This window comes from Microbispora sp. H10885, assembly GCF_014161415.1.
Lineage (GTDB): Bacteria > Actinomycetota > Actinomycetes > Streptosporangiales > Streptosporangiaceae > Microbispora > Microbispora triticiradicis.
On the sequence record NZ_JABBWY010000004.1, the window covers coordinates 153,345 to 178,883 of the forward strand.

The 25,539-nt window shown below is 74.0% G+C and carries 15 protein-coding genes; 13 read left to right on the top strand and 2 right to left on the bottom strand.

Annotated features, from left to right (window positions below; genetic code table 11):
• Positions 1–88: 88 nt before the first annotated feature.
• From HHX37_RS12020 to HHX37_RS12045, 6 genes are all read left to right on the top strand, one after another.
• A complete protein-coding gene (locus HHX37_RS12020) occupies positions 89–664 on the top strand; it encodes a TetR/AcrR family transcriptional regulator (RefSeq protein ID WP_182879651.1) in 576 nt (191 codons plus the stop codon).
• A gap of 89 nt (positions 665–753) precedes the next feature.
• Positions 754–1,644 (top strand): alpha/beta fold hydrolase, encoded by an 891-nt coding sequence (locus HHX37_RS12025; RefSeq protein WP_182885435.1) that lies wholly within the window; start codon positions 754–756, stop codon positions 1,642–1,644.
• Between the two features lie 143 nt (positions 1,645–1,787).
• On the top strand, positions 1,788–3,344 hold the full coding sequence (locus tag HHX37_RS12030) for a succinic semialdehyde dehydrogenase (protein WP_182885436.1): 1,557 nt from the start codon (positions 1,788–1,790) through the stop codon (positions 3,342–3,344).
• A 14-nt stretch (positions 3,345–3,358) separates the two neighbouring features.
• Entirely contained in the window at positions 3,359–5,137 is a 1,779-nt protein-coding gene (locus HHX37_RS12035) for an FAD-dependent oxidoreductase (protein ID WP_182885437.1), read from the top strand.
• Between the two features lie 168 nt (positions 5,138–5,305).
• The gene (gene guaA, locus HHX37_RS12040) at positions 5,306–6,853 is read left to right on the top strand and encodes a glutamine-hydrolyzing GMP synthase (protein WP_182874051.1); all 1,548 of its coding nucleotides are present in this window, start codon (positions 5,306–5,308) and stop codon (positions 6,851–6,853) included.
• 47 nt (positions 6,854–6,900) lie between these two features.
• Positions 6,901–8,175, top strand: coding sequence for an acyltransferase (locus HHX37_RS12045; RefSeq protein WP_310740341.1), 1,275 nt, complete (start codon positions 6,901–6,903; stop codon positions 8,173–8,175).
• On the opposite strand, the gene HHX37_RS12050 is transcribed toward HHX37_RS12045, so the two are convergent.
• Positions 8,114–8,857: a polysaccharide deacetylase family protein gene (locus HHX37_RS12050; RefSeq protein WP_182885438.1), complete on the bottom strand. Its 744-nt coding sequence runs from the start codon at positions 8,855–8,857 to the stop codon at positions 8,114–8,116. The two genes, HHX37_RS12045 and HHX37_RS12050, sit on opposite strands and share 62 nt — an antisense overlap.
• A gap of 217 nt (positions 8,858–9,074) precedes the next feature.
• Here HHX37_RS12050 and HHX37_RS12055 point away from each other — a divergent pair, with 217 nt between their 5' ends.
• The 5 genes from HHX37_RS12055 (at position 9,075) to HHX37_RS12075 (ending at position 21,706) form a co-directional block, all read left to right on the top strand.
• On the top strand, positions 9,075–11,021 hold the full coding sequence (locus tag HHX37_RS12055) for a glycosyltransferase (protein WP_182885439.1): 1,947 nt from the start codon (positions 9,075–9,077) through the stop codon (positions 11,019–11,021).
• A complete protein-coding gene (locus HHX37_RS12060; protein WP_182885440.1) occupies positions 11,018–13,030 on the top strand; it encodes a glycosyltransferase in 2,013 nt (670 codons plus the stop codon). Before HHX37_RS12055 ends, HHX37_RS12060 begins: the two co-directional genes overlap by 4 nt.
• On the top strand, positions 13,012–16,899 hold the full coding sequence (locus tag HHX37_RS12065) for a bifunctional glycosyltransferase/CDP-glycerol:glycerophosphate glycerophosphotransferase (protein ID WP_182885441.1): 3,888 nt from the start codon (positions 13,012–13,014) through the stop codon (positions 16,897–16,899). The genes HHX37_RS12060 and HHX37_RS12065 overlap by 19 nt, the downstream gene beginning before the upstream one ends.
• 122 nt (positions 16,900–17,021) lie before the next feature.
• On the top strand, positions 17,022–20,147 hold the full coding sequence (locus HHX37_RS12070; protein ID WP_182885442.1) for a bifunctional glycosyltransferase/CDP-glycerol:glycerophosphate glycerophosphotransferase: 3,126 nt from the start codon (positions 17,022–17,024) through the stop codon (positions 20,145–20,147).
• Entirely contained in the window at positions 20,144–21,706 is a 1,563-nt protein-coding gene (locus tag HHX37_RS12075) for a hypothetical protein (RefSeq protein ID WP_182885443.1), read from the top strand. Before HHX37_RS12070 ends, HHX37_RS12075 begins: the two co-directional genes overlap by 4 nt.
• 31 nt (positions 21,707–21,737) lie before the next feature.
• Here the strand turns inward: HHX37_RS12075 and HHX37_RS12080 are convergent, their stop codons facing one another.
• Positions 21,738–23,327 carry a stealth family protein gene (locus HHX37_RS12080; protein ID WP_182885444.1) on the bottom strand — a complete coding sequence of 530 codons (1,590 nt, stop codon included), beginning with the start codon at positions 23,325–23,327 and terminating at the stop codon, positions 21,738–21,740.
• A 154-nt stretch (positions 23,328–23,481) separates the two neighbouring features.
• Here HHX37_RS12080 and HHX37_RS12085 point away from each other — a divergent pair, with 154 nt between their 5' ends.
• Both HHX37_RS12085 and HHX37_RS12090 read left to right on the top strand, forming a co-directional pair.
• The gene (locus HHX37_RS12085; RefSeq protein WP_182879662.1) at positions 23,482–24,363 is read left to right on the top strand and encodes a CDP-alcohol phosphatidyltransferase family protein; all 882 of its coding nucleotides are present in this window, start codon (positions 23,482–23,484) and stop codon (positions 24,361–24,363) included.
• A 122-nt stretch (positions 24,364–24,485) separates the two neighbouring features.
• Complete coding sequence (locus HHX37_RS12090; RefSeq protein ID WP_182874043.1) at positions 24,486–25,526, top strand: sulfotransferase family protein; 1,041 nt, start codon at positions 24,486–24,488, stop codon at positions 25,524–25,526.
• The last annotated feature ends 13 nt before the right edge of the window (positions 25,527–25,539 follow it).

Below are 25,539 nucleotides of genomic sequence, written 5' to 3' on the forward strand. Positions count from 1 at the left end.
GGGCCGAAACCGCTTCCTCCGGCTTGGGCCCCAAGCTATAGTCTAGGGCTATTAGGAAATCAGCTAGGAAGAGAAGGGTGGCGGGCGTATGGCACGGGCCGGGCTGACGGCGGACCGCGTGACACTCACCGGCGCCGAACTGGCGGACGAGGTCGGGCTCGAGCACGTGACCATGTCGGCCGTGGCGCGGCGGCTCGGGGTGAAGGACGCCAGCCTCTACGCGCACGTCCGCAGCCTGGAGGACCTGCGCGGGCGGATCGCGCTGCTGGCGGCGGACGAGAAGACCGTCCGCATCGCGGAGGCGATCGCCGGGCGGGCCGGCAAGGACGCGCTGGTGGCGTACGCGAACGCCTGGCGCGAGTACGCCCGCGACCACCCGGGCCGCTACACGGCGACGCAGATCCCGATACAGATCGATCCCGAGCTCGTGGCCCGGGCCTCCGGCCCGCGGCGCGCCGTCGAGCTGACCTACAGCATGCTGCGGGCCTACGCGCTGGACGAACCCGACCTGACCGACGCGGTCCGGCTGATGCGCAGCACGTTCCACGGCTTCACCAGCCTTGAGGCCGCGGGCGGGTTCGCGCACAGCCGCCCGGCGGAGGACTCCTGGGTCCGCTGTCTCGACGCCCTGCACACCCTTCTGACGCACTGGCCCCCCTCCTGACCACCGGCCCCCGTCCTGACCACCCACTCCCGTCCCAGCCACCGGCCCCCGTCCTGGCCACCGGCCCGGACGCGACGAAGGAGACCCACATGACCAGCCCGACCATCGGCCACCTGCGCGTGGACGGGGCCACCCTGCACTACGAGGTGCGCGGCGAGGGCCCGCTCCTGCTGCTGATCCCCGGCGGCACGGGCGGCGCGGCCTCCTTCGACGGCGTCGCCGACGACCTGGCCATCGGCTACACGGTCGTGTCCTACGACCCGCGCGGCCTGTCCCGCAGTCCGCTCGACGACCCGGAGGCCGAGCAGCGGGTCGCGCAGCACGCCGACGACGCGTTCCGGCTGCTGGAACTGCTGTCCCCGGACGCGCCCGCCCGCGTGGCCGGCTGCAGTTCCGGGGCGATCGTCACGCTGCACCTGCTGACCACCCATCCCGAGCGGGTCGGACGCGTGGTGGCGCACGAGCCGCCGGTGGTGGAGGTGCTGCCGGACGCCGCCGAGCACCGGGCGCTGCTCGCCCGCGTACGGGACACGTTCCGGCGGGAGGGGCTGATGCCCGCGGCCGCGGTGTTCGCGGCCGGTCTCAGGCGGCCCGGTGCCGACCCCGCCGATCCCGCCGATCCCGCCGACGCCGACACAGCCGCCGTGGACGCCCCCGTCGACCCCCCGAAGCCCGCTGAGCTGCCACCTGAGGCGGCGGCCCGGGTCGAGCGGACGATGGCGGACATGCCCTACTTCCTCGGGCGTATCGTGCCGAGCTTCATGGCCTACACCCCGGACGTGGACCGCCTGGAGGCTCTGTCCGACCGGCTCGTGCTCGCGGCCGGGGCGGACTCGGACGGCGAGCTTCCCTACCGCCCCGCCGCCTTCCTGGCCGAGCGGTTCGGCACGCCGCTCGTCCACTTCCCCGGCGGGCACACCGGCCTCAGCACCCACCCCGCCGAGTTCGGCGAGCGGCTCCGCGAGGTGCTGGACGCCTGAATCCCGCGCGAATCTTCCGCGATCACCCGCCGGCCGACGGGCGGGTGATCGTACGGACGGATCCGGGCGCCGGACCTCCGCCGCAGCGTGCGGGTCATTACCTACCGGTAGCCAGAGGCGGTCCTCCGGAATATTCTTCCGGCATGGGTGCCATGAATCGGCTGCTCGACGCGGCCATGGTCGAGCGGATTCTCACACACGTCTCCTCCGAGGGTAAGACGCGGGAGATCTTCGCGCCCTTCACCGGCGAGCTCCTCGCCGAGGTCCCGATCTCCGCGCCCGAGGACGTCCGCGCGGCGTACGACAGGGCCCGGGCGGCGCAGGAGGCATGGGCGGCGCTGCCGGTCCGTGAGCGGACCAAGCCCTTCCTGCGGCTGCACGACGCGATACTCGACCGCCGCAGTGAGCTGCTCGACGTCGTGCAGTGGGAGACCGGGAAGGCGCGCCGGCACGCGTACGAGGAGCTCCTCGACGTGGCGGGCTGCGCGCTCTACTTCGCGCGGCGCGCCCCCGGCCTGCTGGAGCCGCAGGGCAGGCAGGGCATCTTCCCGATCGCCACGCGGGCGGCCGAGCTGCGTCACCCCAAGGGCGTGGTCGCGGTGATCAGCCCGTGGAACTACCCCCTGGCCCTGGGGGTGACCGACGTGGTGCCCGCGCTGATCGCGGGCAACGCCGTCGTCCACAAGCCGGACACGCAGACGTCACTGTCCGCGCTGTGGACCATCGACCTGCTGGTCGAGCTGGGCATGCCGCGCGACATCTGGCAGGTCGTGCTGGGCGACCCGGAGGACGTCGGCGATCCGCTGCTGGACGGCGCGGACTACGTCGCGTTCACCGGCTCGACGCGCGGCGGGCGCAGGATCGCCGAGGAGGCGGCCAGGCGGCTGATCGGCTGCTCGCTGGAGCTCGGCGGCAAGAACCCGATGGTCGTGCTGGACGACGCCGACCTCGACGTGGCCGCCCAGGGTGCGATCAGGGCCTGCTTCACCAATGCCGGGCAGCTCTGTATCGCCATGGAGCGGCTGTACGTGCACGAGTCGGTCGCCGACCCTTTCCGTGACAAGTTCGTCCGGGCGGCGGAGAACATGAAGATCGGCGCCGGTCTCGACTGGGACGTCCAGATGGGCTCGCTCACCCACCGGCGGCAGGTCGACGCGGTCTCCGCGCACGTCGCCGACGCGGTCGCCAAGGGCGCGACCGTGCTGACCGGCGGCCGGCCCCGCCCCGACCTCGGCCCGCTGTTCTACGAGCCGACGATCCTGGAGGGCGTCACCGAGGACATGGCCGTCTGCCGGGACGAGACGTTCGGGCCGGTCGTGTCGCTCTACCGCTTCAGGGACGAGGACGAGGCGGTCCACGCGGCCAACGACACGGCGTACGGGCTGAACGCGTCGATCTGGACCGGGGACGTCGCGCGGGGCCGCCGGCTCGCGGCCCGGATCAAGGCGGGCACCGTCAACATCAACGAGGGGTACGCCTCGGCGTACGCGTCCTACGACGCGCCTATGGGCGGGATGAAGTCGTCCGGCCTCGGCCGCCGCCACGGCTCGGAGGGCCTGCTGAAGTACACCGAGGTGCAGACTGTGGCCAGCCAGGCCACCTGGCTGGGCTTCGAGCCGATCCTCGGCATGACCTACGAGAGGTACGCCGACACGCTCGCCGGGCTGCTCAAGACCATGAAGCGCCTGCACCTCAAGTGAGAAAGGGCAGGGCGTTGGACTACGACGTGGCGGTGATCGGGTCGGGGTTCGGCGGGAGCGTGGCCGCGCTGCGGCTCAGCGAGAAGGGCTACACGGTCGGCGTCCTGGAGGCCGGCCGGAGGTTCGACGAGACGACCCTGCCGAAGACCTCCTGGCGGGTCAGGGACTTTTTGTGGGCTCCCGCGCTCGGGCTCAGGGGCATCCAGCGCATCCACGTCCTGCGCGGGACGAACGGCGTGATGGTGCTGGCCGGCGCCGGGGTCGGCGGCGGCTCGCTCGTCTACGCCAACACCCTCTACCAGCCGCTCGATCCGTTCTTCCGTGATCCCCAGTGGGCGCACATCACCGACTGGAAGGCCGAGCTCGGGCCGTACTACGACCAGGCCAGGCGGATGCTCGGCGTGGTGGAGAACCCGACCGTCACCGCCGCCGACGAGGTCATGCGGAAGGTCGCCGAGCGGATGGGCGTCGGCCACACCTTCCGCCTCGCCCCCGTCGGGGTGTTCTTCGGCGAGCCCGGGGCCGAGGTCGACGATCCCTACTTCGGCGGCGTGGGACCGCGCCGCCGCGGCTGCGTCGAGTGCGGCGAGTGCATGACCGGCTGCCGCCACGGCGCCAAGAACATGCTGACCAAGAACTACCTCCACCTGGCCGAGAAGGCCGGGGCGAGGGTCCACCCGGAGACCACGGTGACCGGCGTGCGCCCGATCGAGGGCGGGTACGCGATCACGGTGCGGCGGACCGGCCCGTTCGGGCGCACCCGCACCCTGACCGCCGCGCAGGTGGTCTTCGCCGCCGGGACGTACGGCACCCAGCACCTGCTGCACCGGCTCAGGGCGACCACGCTGCCGCGTATCTCCCCCCGGCTCGGCGCGCTGACCAGGACGAACTCCGAGGCCCTGCTCGGGTTCGAGCGGCCGGACACCAAGGGTGTGAAGCTCAACCGGGGCGTGGCGATCACCTCCTCGATCCACCCCGACGCCGAGACGCACATCGAGCCGGTCCGGTACGGCGACGGCTCCAACGCGATGGGCCTGCTGCGCACGCTGCTGGTCGACGGCGGCGGCCGGGCCCCGCGCTGGCTGGGGTTCCTCGGGGCGGCGCTGCGCCGCCCGCACCTGCTGCTCCGGCTGTTCAACCACCGCAGGTGGTCGGAGCGCGCGGTGATCGCCCTGGTGATGCAGGCCAAGGACAACTCGATCACGCTCTCGCTCAGGGGCGGCAGGCTCAGGGCGGGCCCGGGCCACGGCGAGCCCAACCCCACCTGGATTCCCGCGGGGCACCGGGCCGTGCGTCTCGCGGCCGAGGAGATCGGCGGCCTGCCGGGCGGCTCCTGGCTCGACCTCTTCGACATCCCGGCGACCGCGCACTTCCTCGGCGGCTGCGCGATCGGCGACTCGCCCGAGACCGGGGTCGTCGACCCCTACCACCGCGTCTACGGGTACGAGGGCCTGCACGTCGTGGACGGCTCGGCCGTCTCGGCCAACCTCGGCGTGAACCCCTCGCTGACGATCACCGCCCAGGCCGAGCGGGCGATGGCGCTGTGGCCCAACAAGGGCGAGCCCGACCCGCGTCCCGCCCTCGGCTCGCCGTACCGGCGGGTCGCGCCGGTGCGGCCGGTCAGGCCGGTGGTGCCCGCCGCCGCGCCGGGCGCCCTCCGCCTGCCAATCGCCGGCGTCACCCACGGCGGCGTCACCCACGGCGGCGTCACCCACGGCGGCGTCACCCACGGCGGCGTCACCCAGGGCGGCGTCACCCAGGGCGGCGAGGTCCCGCGCGACGGCACGTCCTGACCCACCCCTCCGCGGCCGGATGCCGCCGCCCGCCGGGGATGGCGTCCCCCCGGCGCGGACGACGGGCGTGGGAGGGGTGAGCGCGGGCGGGGCGGGCGCGGGCGGGGCGCGTCACCGCGCCGATAGACTGGCGTCACCGCCTCGCAGCCTTCTTGGGGGTCCCTTCCAGTGTCCGACTTCGACACCGTCCTCGTCGTGGACTTCGGCGCGCAGTACGCGCAGCTGATCGCGCGACGGGTGCGTGAGTGCCACGTCTACTCCGAGATCGTCCCTTCGACGATGCCGGTCTCCGAGATGCTGGAGAGGAAGCCCAAGGCGATCATCCTGTCCGGCGGCCCGTCGTCGGTGTACGCCGAGGGCGCCCCGCCCGTGCCGGACGGCCTGTTCGAGACCGGGGTGCCGACCTTCGGCATCTGCTACGGCTTCCAGGCCATGGCCAGGGCCCTCGGCGGCGAGGTCGCCAAGACCGGCGCAGCCGAGTTCGGCGGGACCTCACTTGAGGTGCTCAGGGAGGGCCTGCTGTTCGCCGGGCTGCCCGTGGCGCAGACGGTCTGGATGTCGCACGGCGACTCGGTGGTCGGCGCTCCGGCCGGGTTCACCGTCACCGCCGCCACCTCCGCCACCCCGGTCGCCGCGATGGAGGACCCCTCCCGCGGCCTGTACGGCGTGCAGTTCCACCCCGAGGTGCTGCACTCCGAGCACGGGCAGCAGGTGCTCAAGCACTTCCTGGAGGCGGCCGGCTGCCGCCCCTCGTGGACCATGCTCAACATCGTCGAAGACGCCGTGGAGGCCGTGCGCGCCCAGGTGGGCGACGGCCGGGCGGTCTGCGGCCTGTCGGGCGGCGTCGACTCCGCCGTGGCCGCCGCGATCGTCCAGCGGGCCATCGGCGACCGGCTGACCTGCGTCTTCGTCGACCACGGCCTGCTGCGCAAGGGCGAGGCCGAGCAGGTCGAGCGCGACTTCGTCGAGGCCACCGGCGTCAAACTGCGGGTCGTGGACGCCTCCGAGCGCTTCCTCAAGGCACTGTCGGGCGTGACCGACCCCGAGGAGAAGCGCAAGATCATCGGCCGGGAGTTCATCCGGGTCTTCGAGGACGAGGCCCGCGCGATCATCGCCGACGGGCCGGTGGACTTCCTCGTCCAGGGCACTCTCTATCCGGACGTCGTGGAATCGGGCGGCGGCACCGGAACCGCCAACATCAAGTCCCACCACAACGTCGGCGGGCTCCCCGACGACCTGAAGTTCCAGCTGGTCGAGCCGTTGCGCACGCTGTTCAAGGACGAGGTGCGGCGGGCCGGCGAGGAGCTCGGCCTGCCCCCGGCGATGGTCTGGCGACAGCCGTTCCCCGGGCCCGGCCTCGGCATCCGGATCATCGGCGAGGTCACCCGCGAGCGCCTCGACCTGCTGCGCGAGGCCGACGCCATCGCCCGTGAGGAGCTGACCCGCGCCGGTCTCGACCGCGACATCTGGCAGTGCCCGGTCGTACTGCTGGCCGACGTCCGCTCGGTCGGCGTGCAGGGCGACGGCCGCACCTACGGCCATCCGGTCGTGCTGCGCCCGGTGACCTCCGAGGACGCGATGACCGCCGACTGGTCGCGGGTGCCGTACGACGTGCTGGCCCGCATCTCCACCCGGATCACCAACGAGGTGCGGGAGGTCAACCGGGTGGTGCTCGACGTGACGAGCAAGCCGCCGGGCACCATTGAATGGGAGTGACCGGTAATAACCGGTGTGAATCCGGCGCGGCCGGATAGTGTGGCGCGGTGACTGCCACAGAGCGCGAGACCCCGCGGCCCGGCACCACGCCACCGCACCCTGCGCAACGCCCTGCCGAACAGGCCGCCGAACGCCCCGCCGGGGCGGGTCGGCTGGCCTGGCTGGACGCGCTGCGCGGGATCGGGGCGATGGCGGTGGTCGCCGAGCACGCGCTGCCCTGGGTGATGCCGTCGCTCCGCCCGTACTGGTTCAGCCTCGGCATGTACGGCGTGCTGGTCTTCTTCCTGGTCAGCGGGTACATCATCCCCGCGTCCCTGGAGAAGAGGGGCGACGTGGGCGCGTTCTGGATCAGCCGGGTCTTCCGCCTCTATCCGCTCTATCTGCTGGTGATCGCCGTCGTGCTGGTCATGGCGATCTGGGTGCCGGTGCGCCAGGAGGTGCCCCGCCACCCCTCGGCCGTGGCGGCGCACCTGAGCATGCTGCTCGACGTCGTCCACGTCGGCGCCGTCGCCGACCCGATGTGGACGCTGTCGTACGAGATGGTGTTCTACCTGCTGGTGACCGCGTTGTTCGCGGGCGGGATGCACCGGCGCAGCGGGGCGCTGGCGATCGTCTTCGGGGTGGTCGCGGTCGTCGCCGGACTGGTGCTCTCGGCGCCGCTGCTGCCCGGTCACTGGCCGGCCGTCGCGGCCTGCGTGGTCTTCGTCGCGGGCCTGGCCTGCCTGATCATCGGCCGGTTCCGCACGGCCGCGGCGTACGCGCTGGGCCTGATGGCGCTCGTGCTGCTGCTGTTCGGCAGCTTCGTGCCGTGGTTCGGCGCGGCCATCCTCGCGGTGATGTTCACGGGGACCGCGCTGTACCGCTGGGAGCGGGGCACGGCCGGGCTCGGCCCGGTCGTGGCCGCGGCGGTCCTCGTGGCCGCCGCGCCCGTGTGGTCGGTGCAGGCCGGCTGGTGGTGGGTGCAGCCCGACGTGTGGATCACCACGATCGTGCTCGCCGGGGTGACGTTCGCGATCGGCATGGCGCTGCGCGGCAGACGCGTACCCGGCGTGCTGACCTGGCTCGGCCTGATCAGCTATTCGGTGTACCTGCTGCACCATCCGCTGCTGAGATATCTCAACGCGCTCGTCGGGGACCTGAAGTCGGTGACCGACCCCGGCCGGGCGGCCCTCACGCTCGGCTACCTCGCCGGGACGCTCACGCTGAGCTGGCTGACCTACCGCTTCGTGGAGTCGCCGGCCCAGCGCCTGGGCCGGCGGTTCACTCGACGGTCATCGTCATCGAGTCACGCGTCGGGTCGGGATATACCTGTCCCGGGATGAGCTCCTCGCCCTCCAGCAGGGTGGACACGGTCACGAAGTGGTAGCCCTGCGCGGTGAGTTCCTTGAGCACCTTCGGCATCGACTCCACGGTCTCCTTGACCGTCTCGTGCATCAGGACGACCTCGCCCTCGCCGGCGATCTCCAGGGCGCGTGAGGTGAGGAAGTCCACGTTCCGGTAGTCCTTGATGTAGTCCTTCGTGGCGGTCGTGCCCGGGATCTGGATGAGCCCGAACTTTGCGGTGAGCTCCTCCACGCCGCCGTTGCGCAGCCCGCCGGGCGCGCGGAAGACCACCGGCGCCTTCCCGGTCGTCTTCGTGATCAGCCGCTGGGTGTCGCCGATCTTCTTGTTGATCTCGGCGTACGTGAGCTCGGTCAGATACCTGCCGTCCCACGAGTGGTTGCCGATCTCGTGACCGGCCTTGGCGATGGCCTGGGTGAGCTTCGGGTGCTTCTTCACCTCGGAGCCGATCAGGAAGAACGTGGCCTTCGCCTTGTACGTGGCGAGGGTCTTCAGCAGTGTCTGGTTGTACTGCCCCGGACCATCGTCGAAGGTCAGGGCGATGCACTTGTGGGTCGCGCAGAACGGCTCACGGGCCGCGCGAGCGTGGGCGTGGGCGGGGAGGGCGGCGGCCGTCGCGAGGGCGCACGCGACCGCGAGGGGGATCAGACGACGTACGGCCATGGGGTACTCCTCGGGAATCTACAACGCGGCATCGTAACGCGTCTCGTGCCACTTCCTCCGTTGCAGTCCGATTACGTCTCGTGTGACAACCCCGCGCCGGGACCCGGCGGGAGGATTAAACCTTCGGCCAAGGAAGGGACTATGGCGGCACCCGGACGGGTGCGGTTCGCGATGCTGGGCCGGTCGGATGAGGAACCGCGCAGCGTGAGGAGGGCGGGTGAGGCGAGCCGCCACCCGGTCGGCGTGGGGGACGTGGATCGGGTTCGAATCCTGTCCGTCGCTGCTCGGCCGCCTCGTCGAGGGCTTCTCCGGCCCGTGGACGCCGCTGGAGCACCTTCCCGTCCCCGCGTCCGCGCAGGAGACCGTGCCCGCACAGGAGACGGCGTCCCTGGGGGAGGCAGCGTCCGTGCGGGGGACGGTGCCTGTGCCGGAGACCGCGCCCTCCCAGCAGACGGCGTCCATGCGGGGGCCAGCGTTCGTGCGGGGGACGGTGTCCGTGCCGGAGACCGGGCCCGTGCGGGAGACGGGGTGCGTGGTGCTCGCGGCACGGTCCCCGGCCGACCTGCGCAGGGCCGTGCCGCTGCGGGTCCTGCTGCCGCGGGCGCCGCGCGTGCGGATCGCCGTGGCGGACGTGCCGCCCTGGGCGGGCCGGCCGCTGCCGGCCGCCGGGCAGGCCCCCTGCTGGCGCCTGCTGACCGGGCTGCGGGTCGCCCGCCGCGGGCGCGGCTGGCACCTGGAGGCCGCCTTCTCCGAGCCCGTCGCCGCCGGGGAGATCCTGGCCCACGTCGCGTACGGCCTCTTCGGCGCGGCCGGGACCACCACGCCCGTGGCCGGGCTGGCGGGCGCGGGCGCGGCCGACTGGCGGCCCGGCGACGCCAACGCCACCCTCGCGCCCGCTGACGGCCCGGTGCCGGACCGCCGCGACGCCCCCGGCTGCGACCTGCTGGTGCGCGCCGGCGCGTCCCGCGTCCCGCCGGTGGACGAGGCCGTCGTCAACCCGATCGGGTTCCGGCCGCACCCCGAGGAGGGAGTCGCGGAGCTCACGCCGCACCGGGACGGGTTCGCCGTCACCTGCGGCCCCACCACTCTCGTACGGCTGCCGCCCGGCGGGCGCGTCACGGACGTGGACGTCGCCCGCCTGCGCGACGTCCGGGGGGTCGCGGTGCCGGCCTCTGCCGGGCCCGCTTCCGCCGGGCCCGCGCCGGTCGTGGCGCGCGTCGTGGCCGCGCTGGCGGCCGCCGGGATCCCGGTGCTCGCCGAGCCCGACCCGGCGCGTGACGAGGCGCTGGGCCCCCCGCTCGCCGCCGCCCTCGCCGCCGTGACCCCCGAGGCACTCGCGTCCGACCTGCGCCGGGAGGAGATCAGCATCCGGCTGCGCAGGACCGCGCTGCGCGAGCACGGCTCGGTCGCGTGCTGGCGGCGGCTCGCCGCGGACGCCGGCCTGTCCGTGCCGCCGGCACCACGGGTGTCGATCCTGCTCTGCACCCGCCGCCCGGAGATGCTCCCGTTCGCGTTCGAGCAGATGGAGCGCCAGCGCGGCGTGACGACCGAACTGATCGTGGGGCTCCACGGCTTCACCGCGCGGGAGGCGCCGCTTCCCCGTACGCCGCTGCCGGTCACCGTGATCGAGGCGCCCGCGACGACACCGTTCGGCGAGGTCCTGAACCGGATGGCGGCCGCCGCGTCCGGGTCGTACCTCGCGAAGGTGGACGACGACGACTGGTACGGCCCCGACCACCTCGCCGATCTCCTGCTCGCCCGGCTCTACAGCGGCGCCGACCTGGTCGGGTCGGCCGCGGAGTTCGTCTACCTGGAGCAACTCGACGTGACGATCAGGCGGTGCATCGGCACCGAGCGCTTCGCGCCGCTGGTGGCCGGGGGGACGATGCTGGTCACCCGGGCCGCGTTCGAGGCGGCCGGCGGCTTCCGGCCGCTGCCGAGGACGGTCGACGGCCAGCTTCTGCAGGCCGTCGAGGCGGCGGGCGGCCGCATCTACCGCACCCACGGGTTCGGCTACGTGCTGCGCCGCCGCAGCGCGTACGGCCACACCTGGCGCCAGCCTGTGCAGTCGTTCCTCGCGTCCTACCAGGAGCAGTGGCGCGGGCTGGTCTTCAACGGACTGATGAAGGACGGTGCCCAATGGCGGGCGGAGGTGAGGACGTGACGGGGGGCGTGCGCATCCCGCTCAACGACTACGGGGTGCTCGGGCAGCCGCCGGCGCCGGGGGAGTGGACCCCCACGCTCACGGTGAGCGTGGTCATCCCCGCCCACCGCGCGGAGCACACGCTGCCGCTGACCCTGGCGAGCCTGGCCCGGCAGACCTACCCGGCCCACCTGACGGAGGTCGTGGTGGTGGACGACGGCGAGCGGCCCGCGCCGCCGCTATCCGTCCCGTCCGCTGAGCCGTCCACCGGCCCCTCCACCGCGCCCTGCGCTGGGCCCTCGCCCGACGCCTGGCCCGTGTCCTCCGCCTGGCCCGTGTCCTCCGCAGGGCCCGTGCCGGAGCGGCTGCGGGTGGTCCGTCCGCGCGACGGGGCGTGGGGGAGGGCGAGCGCCTGCGCGGCCGGGGCGGAGGCGGCCGAGGGCCAGGTGATCCTCTATCTCGACGCCGACCTCGTGCTGTTCCCCGAGCACGTCGAGGCCCAGATGCGCTGGCACCACCTCGCGGACCACCTGGTCGTGCTCGGGCACCTGAGGTTCGTGCCGGGCCTCGACGAGATCCCGGCGAGCGAGGTGCTCGCCGCCGTCGAGGCGGGCACGGTGGACAAGCTGTTCGCTGAGGAGGACACCACCCCGCAGTGGACCGAGGGGCGCTGGGACCAGACCGACGACCTGCGCGCGGCGGGCTTCACCGCCTTCTCCGTCATGGTCGGGGCCACGGCGTCGCTGCCCGCGGCGCTGCTGCGGGCCGCCGGGGGTCTGGACGCGTCGCTCGTCCTCGGGGAGGACACCGAACTGGGCTACCGGCTCGCCCAGGCGGGAGCCGTCTTCGTGCCCGACCGCCGGGCCCGGTGCTGGCACCTCGGCCGCTCGACGGTGATGCGCCGCGAGCCGGAGGTGAAGCGGCACAACTGGCCCTACCTGGCCGAACGCGTGCCCGTCTTCCGCTGGCTGCGCAGGCATCCCCACCGCACCTATCTCGTGCCGTACGTCGAGGTCGTGGTCGACGCGGAGAACGCCTCGTTCGAGGAGGTCAGGGCGACGGTCGACGGCGTGCTCGCGGGGCGTCTGCCGGACGTGCGGGTGACCGTGACCGGGCCGTGGGGCCGGCTCCGCGGCGGGCGGCGGGACCCGCTCGGGGACCCGTCGCTCGACCTGCGCCTGATGCTGGCCTGCTACGAGGGCGAGCCCCGGGTCCGGTTCCGGGAGACCGTTCCGGACGACTGCTTCCCGGTGCCGTTCCGCTTCCACTGCCCGCCGGGCTGGGTCCCGTCGCGCGGCACCATCGGGGCGGTCGTCAAGCATGCCGACCGGCAGCGGCTGGGGATCGTCTCCCTCGCACTGGACGAACGGGAGGACGGCGAGGTCGTCCACGCCCGGCTGGAGCGCACGGCCGCCGTCACCCGCGCCCGCCGCTGCGCCCGGCCGGGAGACGACCTCGACGACCTCATCCACGAGATGTTCGGCACGGTGTGGCACGCCGGCGACAAGTGGGGGCTCCTGCCTGCGGAGAGCGCGGCGAATGCGGGGAGCGTCGGTGGTGCCGGGAGCACGGGGAAGGCCGGGGGCGCCGCCCCACCTGGTCCGGGCCGCGCCTGGACGGGTGGTTCCGGTGCCTCGCCGGGTGCCGGGGGCAGTTCCGGCCGTTCCGGGCCGGGCCCTTCCGGGTCCGGTCGTCCGGGGTCCGAAGGTTCCTGGACCGGTCGTCTCGGGCTCCGCCGTTCCGGGTCCGGTCGTCCGGGGTCCGAAGGTTCCTGGGCCGGTCGTCTCGGGCTCCGCCGTTCCGGGTCCGGCCGTTCCGGGTCCGGTCGTTCCAAGTCGGGCGGTTCGGGGTCGGGCCGTCCGGGGTCCGAAGGGTCCTGGGCCGGTCGTCTCGGGCTCCGCCGTTCCGGGTCCGGCCGTTCCGGGGCCCGTCGTTTCGGGGCACGGCCGCTGCGCCGCACCGCCCGCCTGCTGCGCCGGCGCCTGCGCGCCCTCGTGCGAAAGGACCGCCCGTGCCCCGCATCAGTGTGATCGTCCCGATCTACGACGTGGAACCGTACCTCGCCGCCTGCCTGGCCTCGGTCGCCGCGCAGACCTGGGAGGACGTCGAGGTCGTCATGGTCGACGACGGATCGCCCGACGGCAGCGCCGGCATCGCCGCCGGATTCGCCGCGAGGGACGCGCGGTTCCGGCTGGTCCGGCAGGCCAACGCCGGGCTCGGCGCGGCGCGCAACACGGGGGTGCGCCACGCGACCGGGGACCACCTCATGTTCCTCGACAGCGACGACCTGCTGCCGGCGCACGCCCTCGAATACCTCCTGGCGTCCCTTGAGCGGACCGGGTCCGACCTCGCCACCGGCAACGTGCTGCGGCTGGACGGCCGGGGCGCCCGCCAGTCGGCCATGCACCGGCCCGTCTTCGCCGACGCGGCGGACGCCACCCACATCACGCGCAGGCACGCGCTGCTGCGCGACCGGCTGGTCACCAACAAGCTCTGGCGCCGGTCGTTCTGGGACGCCCACGGCTTCGCCTTTCCCGAGGGCGTGCTGTACGAGGACATCGCGGTGGCGTTGCGCGCCCACTTCCTGGCGCGGTCGGTCGACGTGCTGACCGCCCCGGTCTACCTCTGGCGGCGGCGCGAGGCCGGCGGCCCCTCGGCGACTCCTTCGACCGCTCCTTCGATCACGCAGGACAAGACCCGGGCCGGGCATCTGGAGGGCCGGTTCGCCGCCGTCACCGAGGTGCGCCGTTTCCTCAGCGAGCACAACTTCACCGCGCACATCCACGCCTGGGACCACGCCGTTCTCGACGCAGACCTGACGAACTTCCTCGACGTGCTCGACCAGGGGTCCCCCGCCTTCCAGCACCGCTTCCTCGACCTCGCCGGCCGCTATCTCGACGAGGTGGCGCAGTGCGTCCTCGACGACCTGCCCGCCCTGCGGCGGGTGGAGTGGCACCTGGTGCGGGAACGCCGCCTGGACGACCTGCTGGACGTCCTCGCCTGGGACCGGGAGGTGGAGCCCGACCGGCGGCTCGTCCGCAGGATGGGCGGTTACCACCTGAACGTCCCCCTCACGCGCGACTCCGGGCGTGACCCTGTGCGCGACTCTGTGCGGGACTCCGCGCGCGTCATCCCGGCCGCCGTCACCAGGGCCAGGGACGAACTCGTCCCCCGGCACCGCATCGACGCGATCCGGTGGGAGGACGGCGCGCTCGTGGTCGAGGGCCGCACGGCTCCGCCGTACCTCCGTCCGACCCGGCGCATCCACCAGCAGGTCTTCGCCGCGCTCGTCCACGAACGGACCGGGCGCCGGATCCGGGTCCCGGCCGCCGTGACCAGGGCCCGGGTGTCGGCGAAGGGCGCGGAACGGGACTGGGGCGGTTTCCGGATCACGATCGACCCCGCGGCGCTCGCCCGGCCCGGCAGGCTCGGACGGTGGCACGTCGAGCTCCGGGTCCTCCATCGGGGCGTCGTCCGGCGCGGGCGGCTGTCCGATCCACGCGCCTCCGCGGCCATGGCGGAGGAGGCGGGCTACCGGAGCGCCGGCCCCGACCACTACGTCGCCCCGCTGCTCGGCGAGACGGGCGACCTGGTCCTGCGCGCCGGACGGGAGACCGCTCGGGTGGTCACCGGCGAGGTACGCGACGGCCGCCTGCGGCTGGTGGGACACGTCGTCAACGACCTCGGCCCGTGCCCGGAGCTCCAGGTCACCCGGCGCCCCGGAGGCGTTCCCCGCATGTACCCCGTGAACGTCGACCGGCGCACGTTCGAGGCCGTGGTCGATCTGCGCGACCTCCTGCCCGCGTCCCGCCACACGGTGCCGCCGGAGGTCGCCGTGCCGTACACGTGCTGGGAGGTCGAGGTGCGGGCCGCGGGAGGTGAGGCGACGCCGGTGACCGTCGCCGACGACGTGCCCCTCGGCCGGTACGGCCTGGCCGGCCGGGAGATCGTCGTGTTCCGTGACCGGACCGGCGGCCTGGTGCTGCGCGACCAGCCCATGGCGGCCTACGCCGACCTCGCCGAGTGGCTGCCCGCCGGGCGAGGAGGAGGGGGCGAACTGCTCGTCGAGGGCGGGTTCGCCGTGCCGCACGAGGTGTCCGCGCTGGTGGTGACCGCGCTCGACCCCGTACTCACCGGGTACGGCGAGTGGTCGCTGCCGATCGAGGGCTCCGGAACCCGGTTCCGCGCGCGGCTCACGCCCGAGGAGGTCGCCGGCCCGGCCGGGCGGCTGCCGCTGCCACGCGGGCGGTACGCGCTGTCGGTCCGCGCCCGCCCGGTTCCGGACCCCCAGGCGTCGGCCGGGGCCTCCGTACGGCCGGGTTCGCCGGAGCCGCTGGGGCCACTTGCGCCGGTCGTGCCGGTCGTGCCGCTGAGGCCGATCGCGCCCCTGGAACCGACAGCGCCAGGGGAGCCGCTGGGGCCGATCGAGCGGGCCGAGCCGGTGGACCTGCCCCTGGAGTTCGACACCGACGTGCCGGCGATCCACCAGACGGCCCGGCGTACGTTCGGGATCGTCGTGCCGGGTCCGGGTCGTGCCGTGCTGACGGTCAGCGGCGACCTGACCGCCGACGAGCGGGGAAAGAAGGCCCAGCGGACGCTGCGCACGCGGACGTACCCGCAGATGCGGGGACGGCCGCTGCGGGAGGCCGTCCTGTTCGAAGGGGGAGGCGGCACGCGTTTCGGCGGCAGCCCGAGGGCGGTCTGCGAGGAACTGCGGCGGCGCGGGACGGACCTGCCGTTGCTGTGGAGCGTGCGGGACGGTCAGGTCGCCCTCCCGGACGACGTCGAACCGGTGCGGACGCTGGGACGGGAGCACTACGAGGCCCTCGCCCGATGCCGCTACATCGTCACCGACGCGCCGCTGCCCGCCTGGTTCGAGCGCAGGCCGGGTCAGGTGGTGATCCAGACCTGGCAGGGCCCGGCGACCGCACTGGCTCTCGCCACGCCCGCCGCTACGCCCGCCGCCGTGCCCCCCGCCGCGCCCCCCGCCACGCCCGCCGCCGGGCGACCGCCCGGCGCTGTGACTTTCGGGGCCGACGCCGGGGACGGCGTCGCGGGCTCCGGACGGAGGGCCTGTGCCGACGACTCCGTGGCTACTCGGGGGGACGGCGTCGCCCACGCGACCGGATGGCCGCCCGGTGCGGAGGACGGCCCCGCAGGTGACTTCGGGGCGGACCAGTGGACCTACCTCGTCAGCCCGGGTCCCTGGTGGACGCCGTGGCTGCGGCGGACGTCCGGCTTCGAGGGGGAGGTCCTGGAGACCGGCCTGCCGGGTGACGACCTGCTGGCCGGCCCCGGCGCCCGCGAACGCGCCGCCGAGGTGCGGTGCCGTCTCGGCCTGCGGGAGGGCCGTACGGCCGTGCTGTACGTGCCGGGGGAGCACGTCGCGCTCGACCACGCCCGCCTCGCCGCCGCCCTTCCGGACGACTGCGTACTGCTGGTCCGCGGGCCGTCGCCGGCCGACGCCCGGCCCTTCGCCCGTTCTCACGCGCGCTCCTCAGGTGGCTCTCCCATCGGGTCCTCCGGTGGGGCCACCGATCCCGGACGGGGGTCGTGGGGAGAGGCAGCCGGTGTCGTGGACGTCACCGGCCATCCGGATCCGCAGGAGTTGTTCCTCGCCGCCGACGTCCTGGTGACCGGGGACGTCGCGGCGATGGTCGAGTTCGCGGTCACGGGGCGTCCGATGCTCCTCCACCCCGGCGCGCCACACGACCTGTGCCTCCATCCGGAGGCGCCGGGCCCGACGCTGCGCGGCGCCGACGAGGTGGCCGAGGCGCTCACCCGCCTGGACGAGATCGCCGACAAGCACCGGGACGCGCTCGGCGCGTTCCTCCGCAGGTACCGTCCCGCGATCGACGGGCACGCCGCCGCCCGGCTCGTGGACCTCGTGTTCCGCTGAGCGCGGCGGTGGCGGCATCCGGCGCCCGTCGATCGGCCGGATGGTCAAGGATCTGCCAAGGAACCGTAAGGCAATCGAGATCGGCGGGGTGTCGCCTCGCCGCGCCTCGGCATCCTGACGGCGTGACAGCGCCTCCCAGGCTCTCGGTGGTCGTCCCGCTGCACGGCGGGGAGGAACACGCCGAGGAGTGCCTCAAGTCCCTGCACGACCAGACTCTCGACGACATCGAGGTGATCCTCTCCGGGCGGCCGGAAGGGCTGCGGGCCCCCGGCCCGCGGTTCACGCTTCTCGCGCTCGGCGACGGCGGCGACGACCCGGGCGCGGCTCGCAACGCGGGCGCGGCCTTCGCCACCGGCCGCTATCTCGCCTTCGCCGACCCCGGCTCCGTCGTCCCCGCCGACGCCTACCGCACGCTGGTCGACGCCCTCGACCACACCGGCTCCGACCTCGCCTGCGGCAGGATCCGCCGCTGGAGCCCGTACGCGTCCGGCGGGGCCGCCACAGGCCCGGAAACGGGACGTACGACCGGTTCCGCGACGGGCTCGGGGACGGGCGCGACGGCGCCGGGGGCGTTCTCGGCGGCGGGATCGGCGGCGGGGTCGGCGGCGCGGTTGCGTACGCACATCACCCGGCACCCGAAGCTGCTGGACGACCCACGGGCGGGCGGCACGGTGTTCCGCAGGGAGTTCTGGAACCGGCACCGGTTCGCCTTCCCCGAGGGGCTGGGTGAGGACTTCCCGGTGACGATCCCCGCGCACGTGCTGTCCTCCTCCGCCGACGTGCTCGGCGACGTGGTGTGCCTCACCCGGGGGCCCCGGCCGCAGGCCGACCCGCTGCGCCGCCTGCGGGCGATGCTGGACGTCGCCGACCTGCTCGCCCGGCACGCCCCGAGCCTGCGGACGACGTACGACCTGCGCCTCGCGGAGGGGCCCGACCTCGCGGCGGTGCTGCGCGCGGCCCCCGGGCGGCTTCCGGCGGGGCTCGCCGACGCGCTGGCCCGGCTCGACCGGGAGGCGATGGAGCGGCTGCCGGTTCTGAGGCGGCTGCAGATCTTCCTGGCCGCCCACGGCATGACCGGGGAACTGGCGGAGCTGCACCGGTTCGCGGAGTCGGAGATCAGGCACCGGGGAGTGCTCCGGCGCGGGCTGGTCCGCCGCCGCTGGTATCTCGACTATCCCTTCCGCCGTGATCCGCGGGTGCCGCGCTCGCTGTTCGACGCGACCTGCGACCTGCGGCTGACCGCCCGCGCCGACGACGTACGGCCGTCGGGCGGCGGGCTCCTGCTGACCGGCCACGCGTACATCGCCCACCTGGACAGCGGGCACAGCCGGACGGAGCTGTGGCTCCAGCGGGGGGAGGAGCGGATCGCCCTGCCCGTACGGCGGGTCCGCCGCCCCGACGTGACGGCCGACTCCCGCCAGTCGGTCGTGTGCCACGACGACTCCGGCTTCGTCACCGAGATCGACCTGGACGCGCTCCGCGCGGCCTCGGCGTCCGGAACCGGTCGATGGACGTTGCACGCCATGGTCCGGGCGCGGGGCGTGACCAGGGCCGGAAGGGCGACCGGTGCCCCCGGCGAACGCGTCTTCGACGTCGCGGGCGTGCGGGTCTCCCTCACGCACGAGCGGGGCCTCACCCTCACGGCAGGTGCGGCCGCCGATGACGGCCGGCCCGCCGGTCCGGGCGCCCGGACCGGCGCGGGCGGGCCCGGAGGCCCGGGCGTGCCGGGTGACGGCCCGCTCGCCGACCCCGGTGTGGTGCATGTCGGCGCCGTGCGCTGGACGGACGCGGGGGAACCGGTCCTGGAGGGGCCGGGCCGGTTCCCCGGCGGCCGGATCACCCTCGACCGCGGCGCCGAACACCACTCCTGGCCGGTCCGCCAGGACGAGGGCGGATGGACGGCCGTCATCGGCAGGACGGCTGACGGGCTGCCGCTGGTCGGCGGCACCTGGCGCGTGCTCGCCGGGGACGAGCGCGTCCGGCTCTGCCCGGACCTGATCGCCGACCCGCCCCGGCCGCATGTCGCCGGGCTGCACGAGGTCTCCTTCCGTACGGCCCGCGACGGCGCGCTCAGCCTCGTGGTGCGCCCGGCCCTCGGCCCGCACGAACGAGGGCCGTACGCCACGCGCAGGCGCCTGGCCGCGGCCCGGTCCCGGGCGAGCGGCCGGACCGGCGGACGCGCGAAACTGCGGAACGCGGCCGTCTTCGACAGCTACGGCGGCGGCCAGTACTCGTGCAACCCCCGGGCCGTCTCCGAGGAACTGTCGCGCCGTCACCCCGACGTCGAGATCGTCTGGGTCACCAGGGACGGGCAGTTCACGGTGCCTCCGGGCGTACGCCTGGTCCTGCACGGCTCACGCGAGCACGAGGAGGCGCTGAGCACCAGCCGCTTCGTCGTGGCCAACCGGCGTACGCAGCCGGGGTGGTACCACAAGCCGCGTGGCCAGACCGTCGTGCAGACGTGGCACGGCACGCCGCTCAAGCGCCTGGGGCTCGACCTGGAGGGCATGCCGTACGCGCGGCAGGCGCCGCGGGCGGAGCTGACCCGGCAGGTGGCGACCTGGGACCTGCTGCTGTCGCCGAGCCCGTTCGCGACCACCGCGCTGCGCCGCGCGTTCGGCTACGCGGGGGAGGTCCTGGAGTCGGGTTACCCCCGCAACGACGTGCTGTTCGACCCCGTGCGCGCCCGGGCCGTCCGGCGGCGGCTGGGCGTGCCGGACGACCGGCGGGTCGTCCTCTACGCGCCCACGTGGCGGGACGACGAGCCGGAGGGCGCCGGTCGGCTCGCCCTGGACCTCACCCGGGCCGCCCGGGCGCTGGACGACGACGACCTGCTGCTCGTACGGGCCCACTATCTGGTGGCGCGGCACCTGGCGATCCCCGAGGGTCTCGGCCATCGGGTCCGCGACGTCTCGAAATTTCCGGATATGGCCGATCTGCTGGCGGCCGCGGACGTGCTGGTCACCGACTACTCGTCGGCGATGTTCGACTTCGCCTGCACCGGGAGGCCGATGGTGTTCTTCACCCCCGACCTGGAGCGCTACCGGGACGAGGTACGCGGCTTCTACCTCGACTTCGAGGCCGTGGCCCCCGGGCCGGTCGTCAGGACCGGTGCGGACCTGCTCGACGTGCTGCGATACGGCGACCTCGGGCCGTTCTCGGCGCGTTACGCGGATTTCGCCCAGCGGTTCTGCCCCTGGGACGACGGCCACGCCTCGGCGCGCGTGGTCGCGCGCATGCTGCCGTGAACGGGCGAGTACGACGGCCGGATGCCGTCACCGGGATTCCGGCCGCGCTCGCGCTCGCCGCCGGGCTGTGGGACCTCGGCGGCCCGCCGCTGTGGCGCGACGAGGCGGCCACCGTGAGCGCCGCCGTCCGCACCCTCCCGCAGATGACCCACCTGCTGCAGTCGGTCGACGCCGTCCACGGCCTCTACTACGGGCTGATGCACATGGTCGTCGGCGTCTCCGGCACGGCCGAGGCGGCGCTGCGGCTGCCGTCGGTCCTCGCGGGGGCGCTGGCCGCCGCCGGGACCGGCGCGCTCGGCCGCGCGCTCGGCCTTCCCCGGGCGGGCCTGTACGCCGGGTCGCTCCTGGCCCTCATGCCGATCTTCTCCCGATACGTCCAGGAGGCGCGGCCGTACCCGATGACGACGGCCGCGGCCGTCGGCGTGACGCTGCTGCTCCTGCGCGTGCTGCGGTCGCCCACCCCGGCGGCGCTGGCCGGATACGCGCTGGCGCTGACCGCCCTCGCCTACCTCAACCTCTTCGCGTTCCTGATCGTGGGAGCCCACGGCGTGGTCGTGGTCCTGTCGCGGGGACCGCTCGCGCGATGGGCCTGTGCGACTGCGGCGTCGGCGGTGGCCGTGGCGCCGCTGGCCTGGCTCGGCTCCCGGCAGGGCGGGCAGGTGAGCTGGATCCGCCGGCCCGAGGCGGCCGACGTGGGGCGGCTCGCCGTCCAGATGTTCGGGGACCTCGGCACGACGGCCCCGCCGCCCCGGCCGGGCCTCGCCCCACCGGCGCCGCTCGGCGCCGCCGCGCTCACGGCGCTCGGAGTCGCCCCGCTGGCCTGGGCCCTCGCACTCCTCGGCCTCGTCCTCGGCCTGGCCGGCGGCCTCCGCGCCACCAGGGCCGCCCACGCGGCCCTGGTGCGGGTGACCCTGCCGTGGCTGCTCGTTCCCGCGACGGTGCTGCTGGCGGCGTCCTGGGCCGCTCATCCCGTCTACGTCTTCCGGTACGTCTTCTGCTGCGTTCCCGCGGCGGCGCTGCTGGCCGGTGCGGGGATCGCCGTGCTGCCCACCGGCGTGGCCGTCGCCGCGCTGGCGGCCTGGATCGGGTTGTCGGTGCCGGGGCAACTCGCCACGCGCGGGCCGGACGGCAGGCAGGACGACCCGCGCCCGGTCCTGGCGCTGCTCGCCTCCGCCGCGCGGCCGGGAGACGGGGTGCTGTTCGTGCCCCCGAAGGTCAGGAAGTACGCCACGGTCTACCCGTCCGTCTTCGGCGGGCTGGACGACGTCGCGCTGGCCCGGTCGCCGGAGCGGGACGGCAGCTTCGCGGGCCGTGAGGTCGGCCCGCGGCTGCTGGCCGCCCGCATCTCGGGGCTGCGCACGCTCTGGGTCGTCGGCCACACCGGCAAGGCGGGATTGGCCGGTCGCCGGCTCGACGTGGTGACCCGCGCGTTCGTCCCGGCCGGGCGCCGGACCTTCCGCGGCCTCTACGCCGAGAGGTACGAGGCGCGCGACGAGACCCGGGCGAACGGACTCGGGGCGAGTGACGAAGGAGGCGGGGACGGCCGGGGCGGAAGGTGACGGCGGCGAGAGGCGGCAGGGCCCGCCGGGCTCACCGCTCGAAGGGCGCCGGGGTCGGGAAGTAGGCCTCCAGGAACCGCGCCAGCAGCGCGTCCTGCTCGTCGTCGGTCGGCGACGTGTCGTTCAGGCAGAACACGTCGTGCCTGCGCCGGGCGAGCATGCGGCGCAGCCGGGCGGGAGTCTTGGGCAGGGAGAGATCCACGTACGTGTAGTCGACCTGGCCGGGAACCGCCCGCCCGCTGAGGTAGCCGTAGTAGTGCGCCAGCGAGGACACCACCGAGATGTCCCGCGACGTGCGGAACCTGCTGCGGGCCGTCGCCTGGAACTCGGCGGCGAACCGCTCCTCGATCTCGTACATGAGCGACCTGCGCAGCGCGTACGGCACGTGCTTCAGCTTCTGCGTGATCGTGCGGCCGCTGAGGTCCTCCAGGATCCGCCGGTTGTTCATCCCGGCCGCGTGGACCGGGGACTCCTCGGTCTCCGGCAGGCCGAAGGGCACGTGGACCGTGCTGGGGAAGAACCGGGTGATCCCGTTGCCCTCGAAGAACGTCCGCGGCGCCAGCGGCCGGCCCAGGAAGAAGTCGTCGTTGAAGTACAGGAAGTGCTCGCTGAGCCCCTCGATGTGGTGAAGCTGGGTCTCGATGGCGTGCGAGTTGAACACCGGCAGCACCGACGGATCGGTGAAGATCTCCTTGTGGTCGACCACCGACACCATCGGGTGGGTGGTGTCGAGCCACGGGGGCGTCTGGCCGTCGGTGACGATCCATATCCGGTTGATCCAGGGGGCGTACATCAGCAGGGAGCGCAGCGAGTAGCGGAGCTCGTCCCTGCTGGTGAACCGCGCCTCGGTGGTCGCCATCTCGCTGAGCGGGCCGCCGACGCGCCGCGCCTCCTCGCGCTGCGCCTGGTCGCGGCGGGCCCGCCAGGCGGGGTCTGCGCCGTCCACCCACGTGTAGACGGCGTCGATCGGGAAGTCGATGTCGTCGAGCAGCCGCCGGAGGAACTCCGGCCGCGTCAGGTAGGAGCGGGCGCGGCGGGCCGGGCACGCGAGGGGCAGGAACAGCTCCTCGCCGCCCTCCGCCACCGGGCCGCCGGCCGGGACGCGGTCGCACGCCGGGTTGGGCCGCGGCCCGACCAGGTCGTCGCCCTCACGGGCCCAGAACTCCAGGTCGAGGCCGCTCTCGGGGCCGAGCGTGAGCGTCCGCGACGGGCTGGCGAAGTACATGGCCAGCCGCACGACCCTGGCGTCGCCGAGCAGCGGCGCGGCCCGCCGCACCGGGCGCATCCGTCCCGCGTCCGCCTGAGCCCGCGCCCCCGGCCTGCCGTACGGCTGCCGCGCCGCGAACAGCGGGTGGACCCCGGCGGCGAGCGCGGCGAGCGCGCGGTCGCGGTCCTCCTCGGGCACCGCGACCACCGGCGGGCGGTCGGGCAGCGGGCGCACGCAGAAGTACGGCACCGCGGCCTCGGCCAGCAGGGCGCAGACCACGTCCAGCGTCTCGCGCTGGGCCTGCAGCGGGCTCGCGTCGGCCCGGATGAGCGCGGTCTTCGGTGTGGGCTCCACGGCCGGCAGCCGCCCGCGCAACCGCCCCTGCAGCCGCCGGTACAACGTGACAACGGGCATGGTCTCCCCCTCGGACACGCACTGTAACGGATCGGCCACCGGATTGGGGGATGGTTTACCTACTTCGGGTGGCGGTCAAGAAGTGGCAACGAGATGCCCTCTCTGTTACAGAAGAGCAGGCGAACGGCTACCGCTTGTAGTCATTGTTGCCTGCATGGGGGGCTTCACGCTGAACGACATACTCGCGACGCGCAAGCCGAGGGACTCGTGGTGGACCGTCTTCATGGTCGATCCGCTCGCCTGCCGACTCGCGCTGCTCGCGGCCAACCACACCTCTGTCACGCCGAACGGCCTGACCAGGCTGTCCATGCTGGTCGGCTTCGCCTCGGCGGCCGCCTTCGCGGAGGGCATGCTCGTCGCCGGGGCGGCGCTGTTCTACCTGAGCTTCACGGTCGACTGCATGGACGGGAAGATCGCCCGGCTGAAGGGCACGGGGACGCCCTTCGGGCTGTGGCTCGACTACGTCGGCGACCGGGTGCGGGTGGTCTGCTGCGCCTTCGGCTGGGGGTTCGGGGAGTACTCCCGCTCGGGAGACCCGGAGTTCGTGCTCGCCGCGGTGGGCGTCGTCGTGCTCGACCTGTTCCGCTACATCAACGGCCCGCAGCTCAAGCGGGTCAAGGACGCCACCCGCGCACTGGTCGAGTCGCGCCTGGACGGCCAGTGCGTCCTCGCCGAGAGCGTGCTGCGCGCCCGGCCGCGCAGCGAGCTCGAACGGGCCGCCGGCGAGGCCGCGTCCGGGGACGGCGCCACGGTCGTCGACCTGCAGAAGGCGTTCCACGCCCGCTTCCCCTGGTACGACCGGTTCCGGGTCTTCCTGGTGCGGCGGCGGGTGCGGACCCACGTGATGAGCGGCATCGAGTTCCACGCCGCGGTCTTCGTCGTGGGCCCGCTGCTCGGGGCCCGGGCCCTGGTGCCGGTCTCCGTCGTGGCCGGGGGGCTGCTGCTGGTCTTCGAGATGAGCCTCGTCTACCGCGTCTGGCTGGCGGCCCGCCAGGTGCCGACCACCGCCGCGGAGCGCGAGAAGATCATGGTCTGACCGGCCCCGGCGGCCGGCTCCACACGTTCGCACGGCACGCGCCGTGGGACCCGCGTCACGGACCCGCCCGGGGGAGGGCGGCGGCCGTACGACTGGCAACTTCTTCACGGGGGATTGATCTCATGCATTCGGACAGGCCTGTCTTCGTCGTCGGCTGCCCGCGCTCCGGCACCACCATGCTCCAGCTCATGCTGCACTCGCACCCGCGCGTCGCCGTGCCGCCGGAGACGCGGTTCCTCGTCCCGGCCTACTTCTCCCGCCGCGCGTACGGGGACATGCGGCTGGCCGACAACCGGCGCCGCCTGGCGGGCTGGATCGCCGAGGGCCGGACCACCAAGTTCCACGAGCTCGGGCTGAGCCGGCCCGACTTCGTCCAGGCGGCGATGCTCGGTCCGGGCAGCTTCGGCTCGGTCATCGGCATGGTCTTCAAGTGCTACGCCGAGCGCTTCGGCAAGCCGCGCTGGGGCGACAAGCGGCCCAGCTACTACCGGCACGTCGAAATGCTCATGCGGATGTTCCCCGACGCGCAGTTCGTCCACCTCGTCCGGGACGGCCGCGACTGCGTGGCCTCGCTGAAGCAGATGCCCTGGTACAAGGAGGACGCCGTGCACGCGATGGCCAACTGGGCCGAGGCCGTCGACTTCGGCCGGCGGAACGCGCGCAAGCTGCCGGACGGCACCTTCTACGAGCTGCGCTACGAGGACCTCACCGCCGACCCGGAGACCGAGCTCAAGAAGCTGTGCGTGTTCCTCGGCGAGGACTACGACCCGGCGATGTGCGAGCCCCGGCACGTGGCCGAGCTGGCCGTTCCCAGGCACAAGGTGTGGCACAGCAACACCCACGGGGAGGTCACCACCGCCCACTCCGGCAAGTGGGCCGCCCGGCTGGAGTCATGGGAGATCTCGCTGTGCGAGGAGGTGCTGGGCGAGCGGCTCACCGCGTACGGCTACGAGCTGAGCGGCGCGCGCAGGGCCGACCGCGACCACGTCGGCGCGTACAAGGCGGCGGTGAGCAAGCGCCGCGCGGCGCGGCAGCGCAAGTACAACCGCGACCGGCTCACCCGGCTGCGGGAGCCGGGGCCGATCGCCGCCCTGCTGACCGAGGGCCAGCGGCGGCTCGCCGGGCTGCCCCAGCAGCGCACCCCCGAACTGCTCCGCGCCTGATCCCCTGCGGTGG

Excerpts from the sequence above, each read along its gene's own strand:
- HHX37_RS12080 (WP_182885444.1), bottom strand. The coding sequence starts at position 23,327 with ATGCCCGTTGTCACGTTGTACCGGCGGCTGCAGGGGCGGTTGCGCGGG.
- HHX37_RS12090 (WP_182874043.1), top strand. The coding sequence starts at position 24,486 with ATGCATTCGGACAGGCCTGTCTTCGTCGTCGGCTGCCCGCGCTCCGGC.
- HHX37_RS12085 (WP_182879662.1), top strand. The coding sequence starts at position 23,482 with ATGGGGGGCTTCACGCTGAACGACATACTCGCGACGCGCAAGCCGAGG.
- HHX37_RS12025 (WP_182885435.1), top strand. The coding sequence starts at position 754 with ATGACCAGCCCGACCATCGGCCACCTGCGCGTGGACGGGGCCACCCTG.
- HHX37_RS12030 (WP_182885436.1), top strand. The coding sequence starts at position 1,788 with ATGGGTGCCATGAATCGGCTGCTCGACGCGGCCATGGTCGAGCGGATT.
- HHX37_RS12020 (WP_182879651.1), top strand. The coding sequence starts at position 89 with ATGGCACGGGCCGGGCTGACGGCGGACCGCGTGACACTCACCGGCGCC.
- HHX37_RS12050 (WP_182885438.1), bottom strand. The coding sequence starts at position 8,857 with ATGGCCGTACGTCGTCTGATCCCCCTCGCGGTCGCGTGCGCCCTCGCG.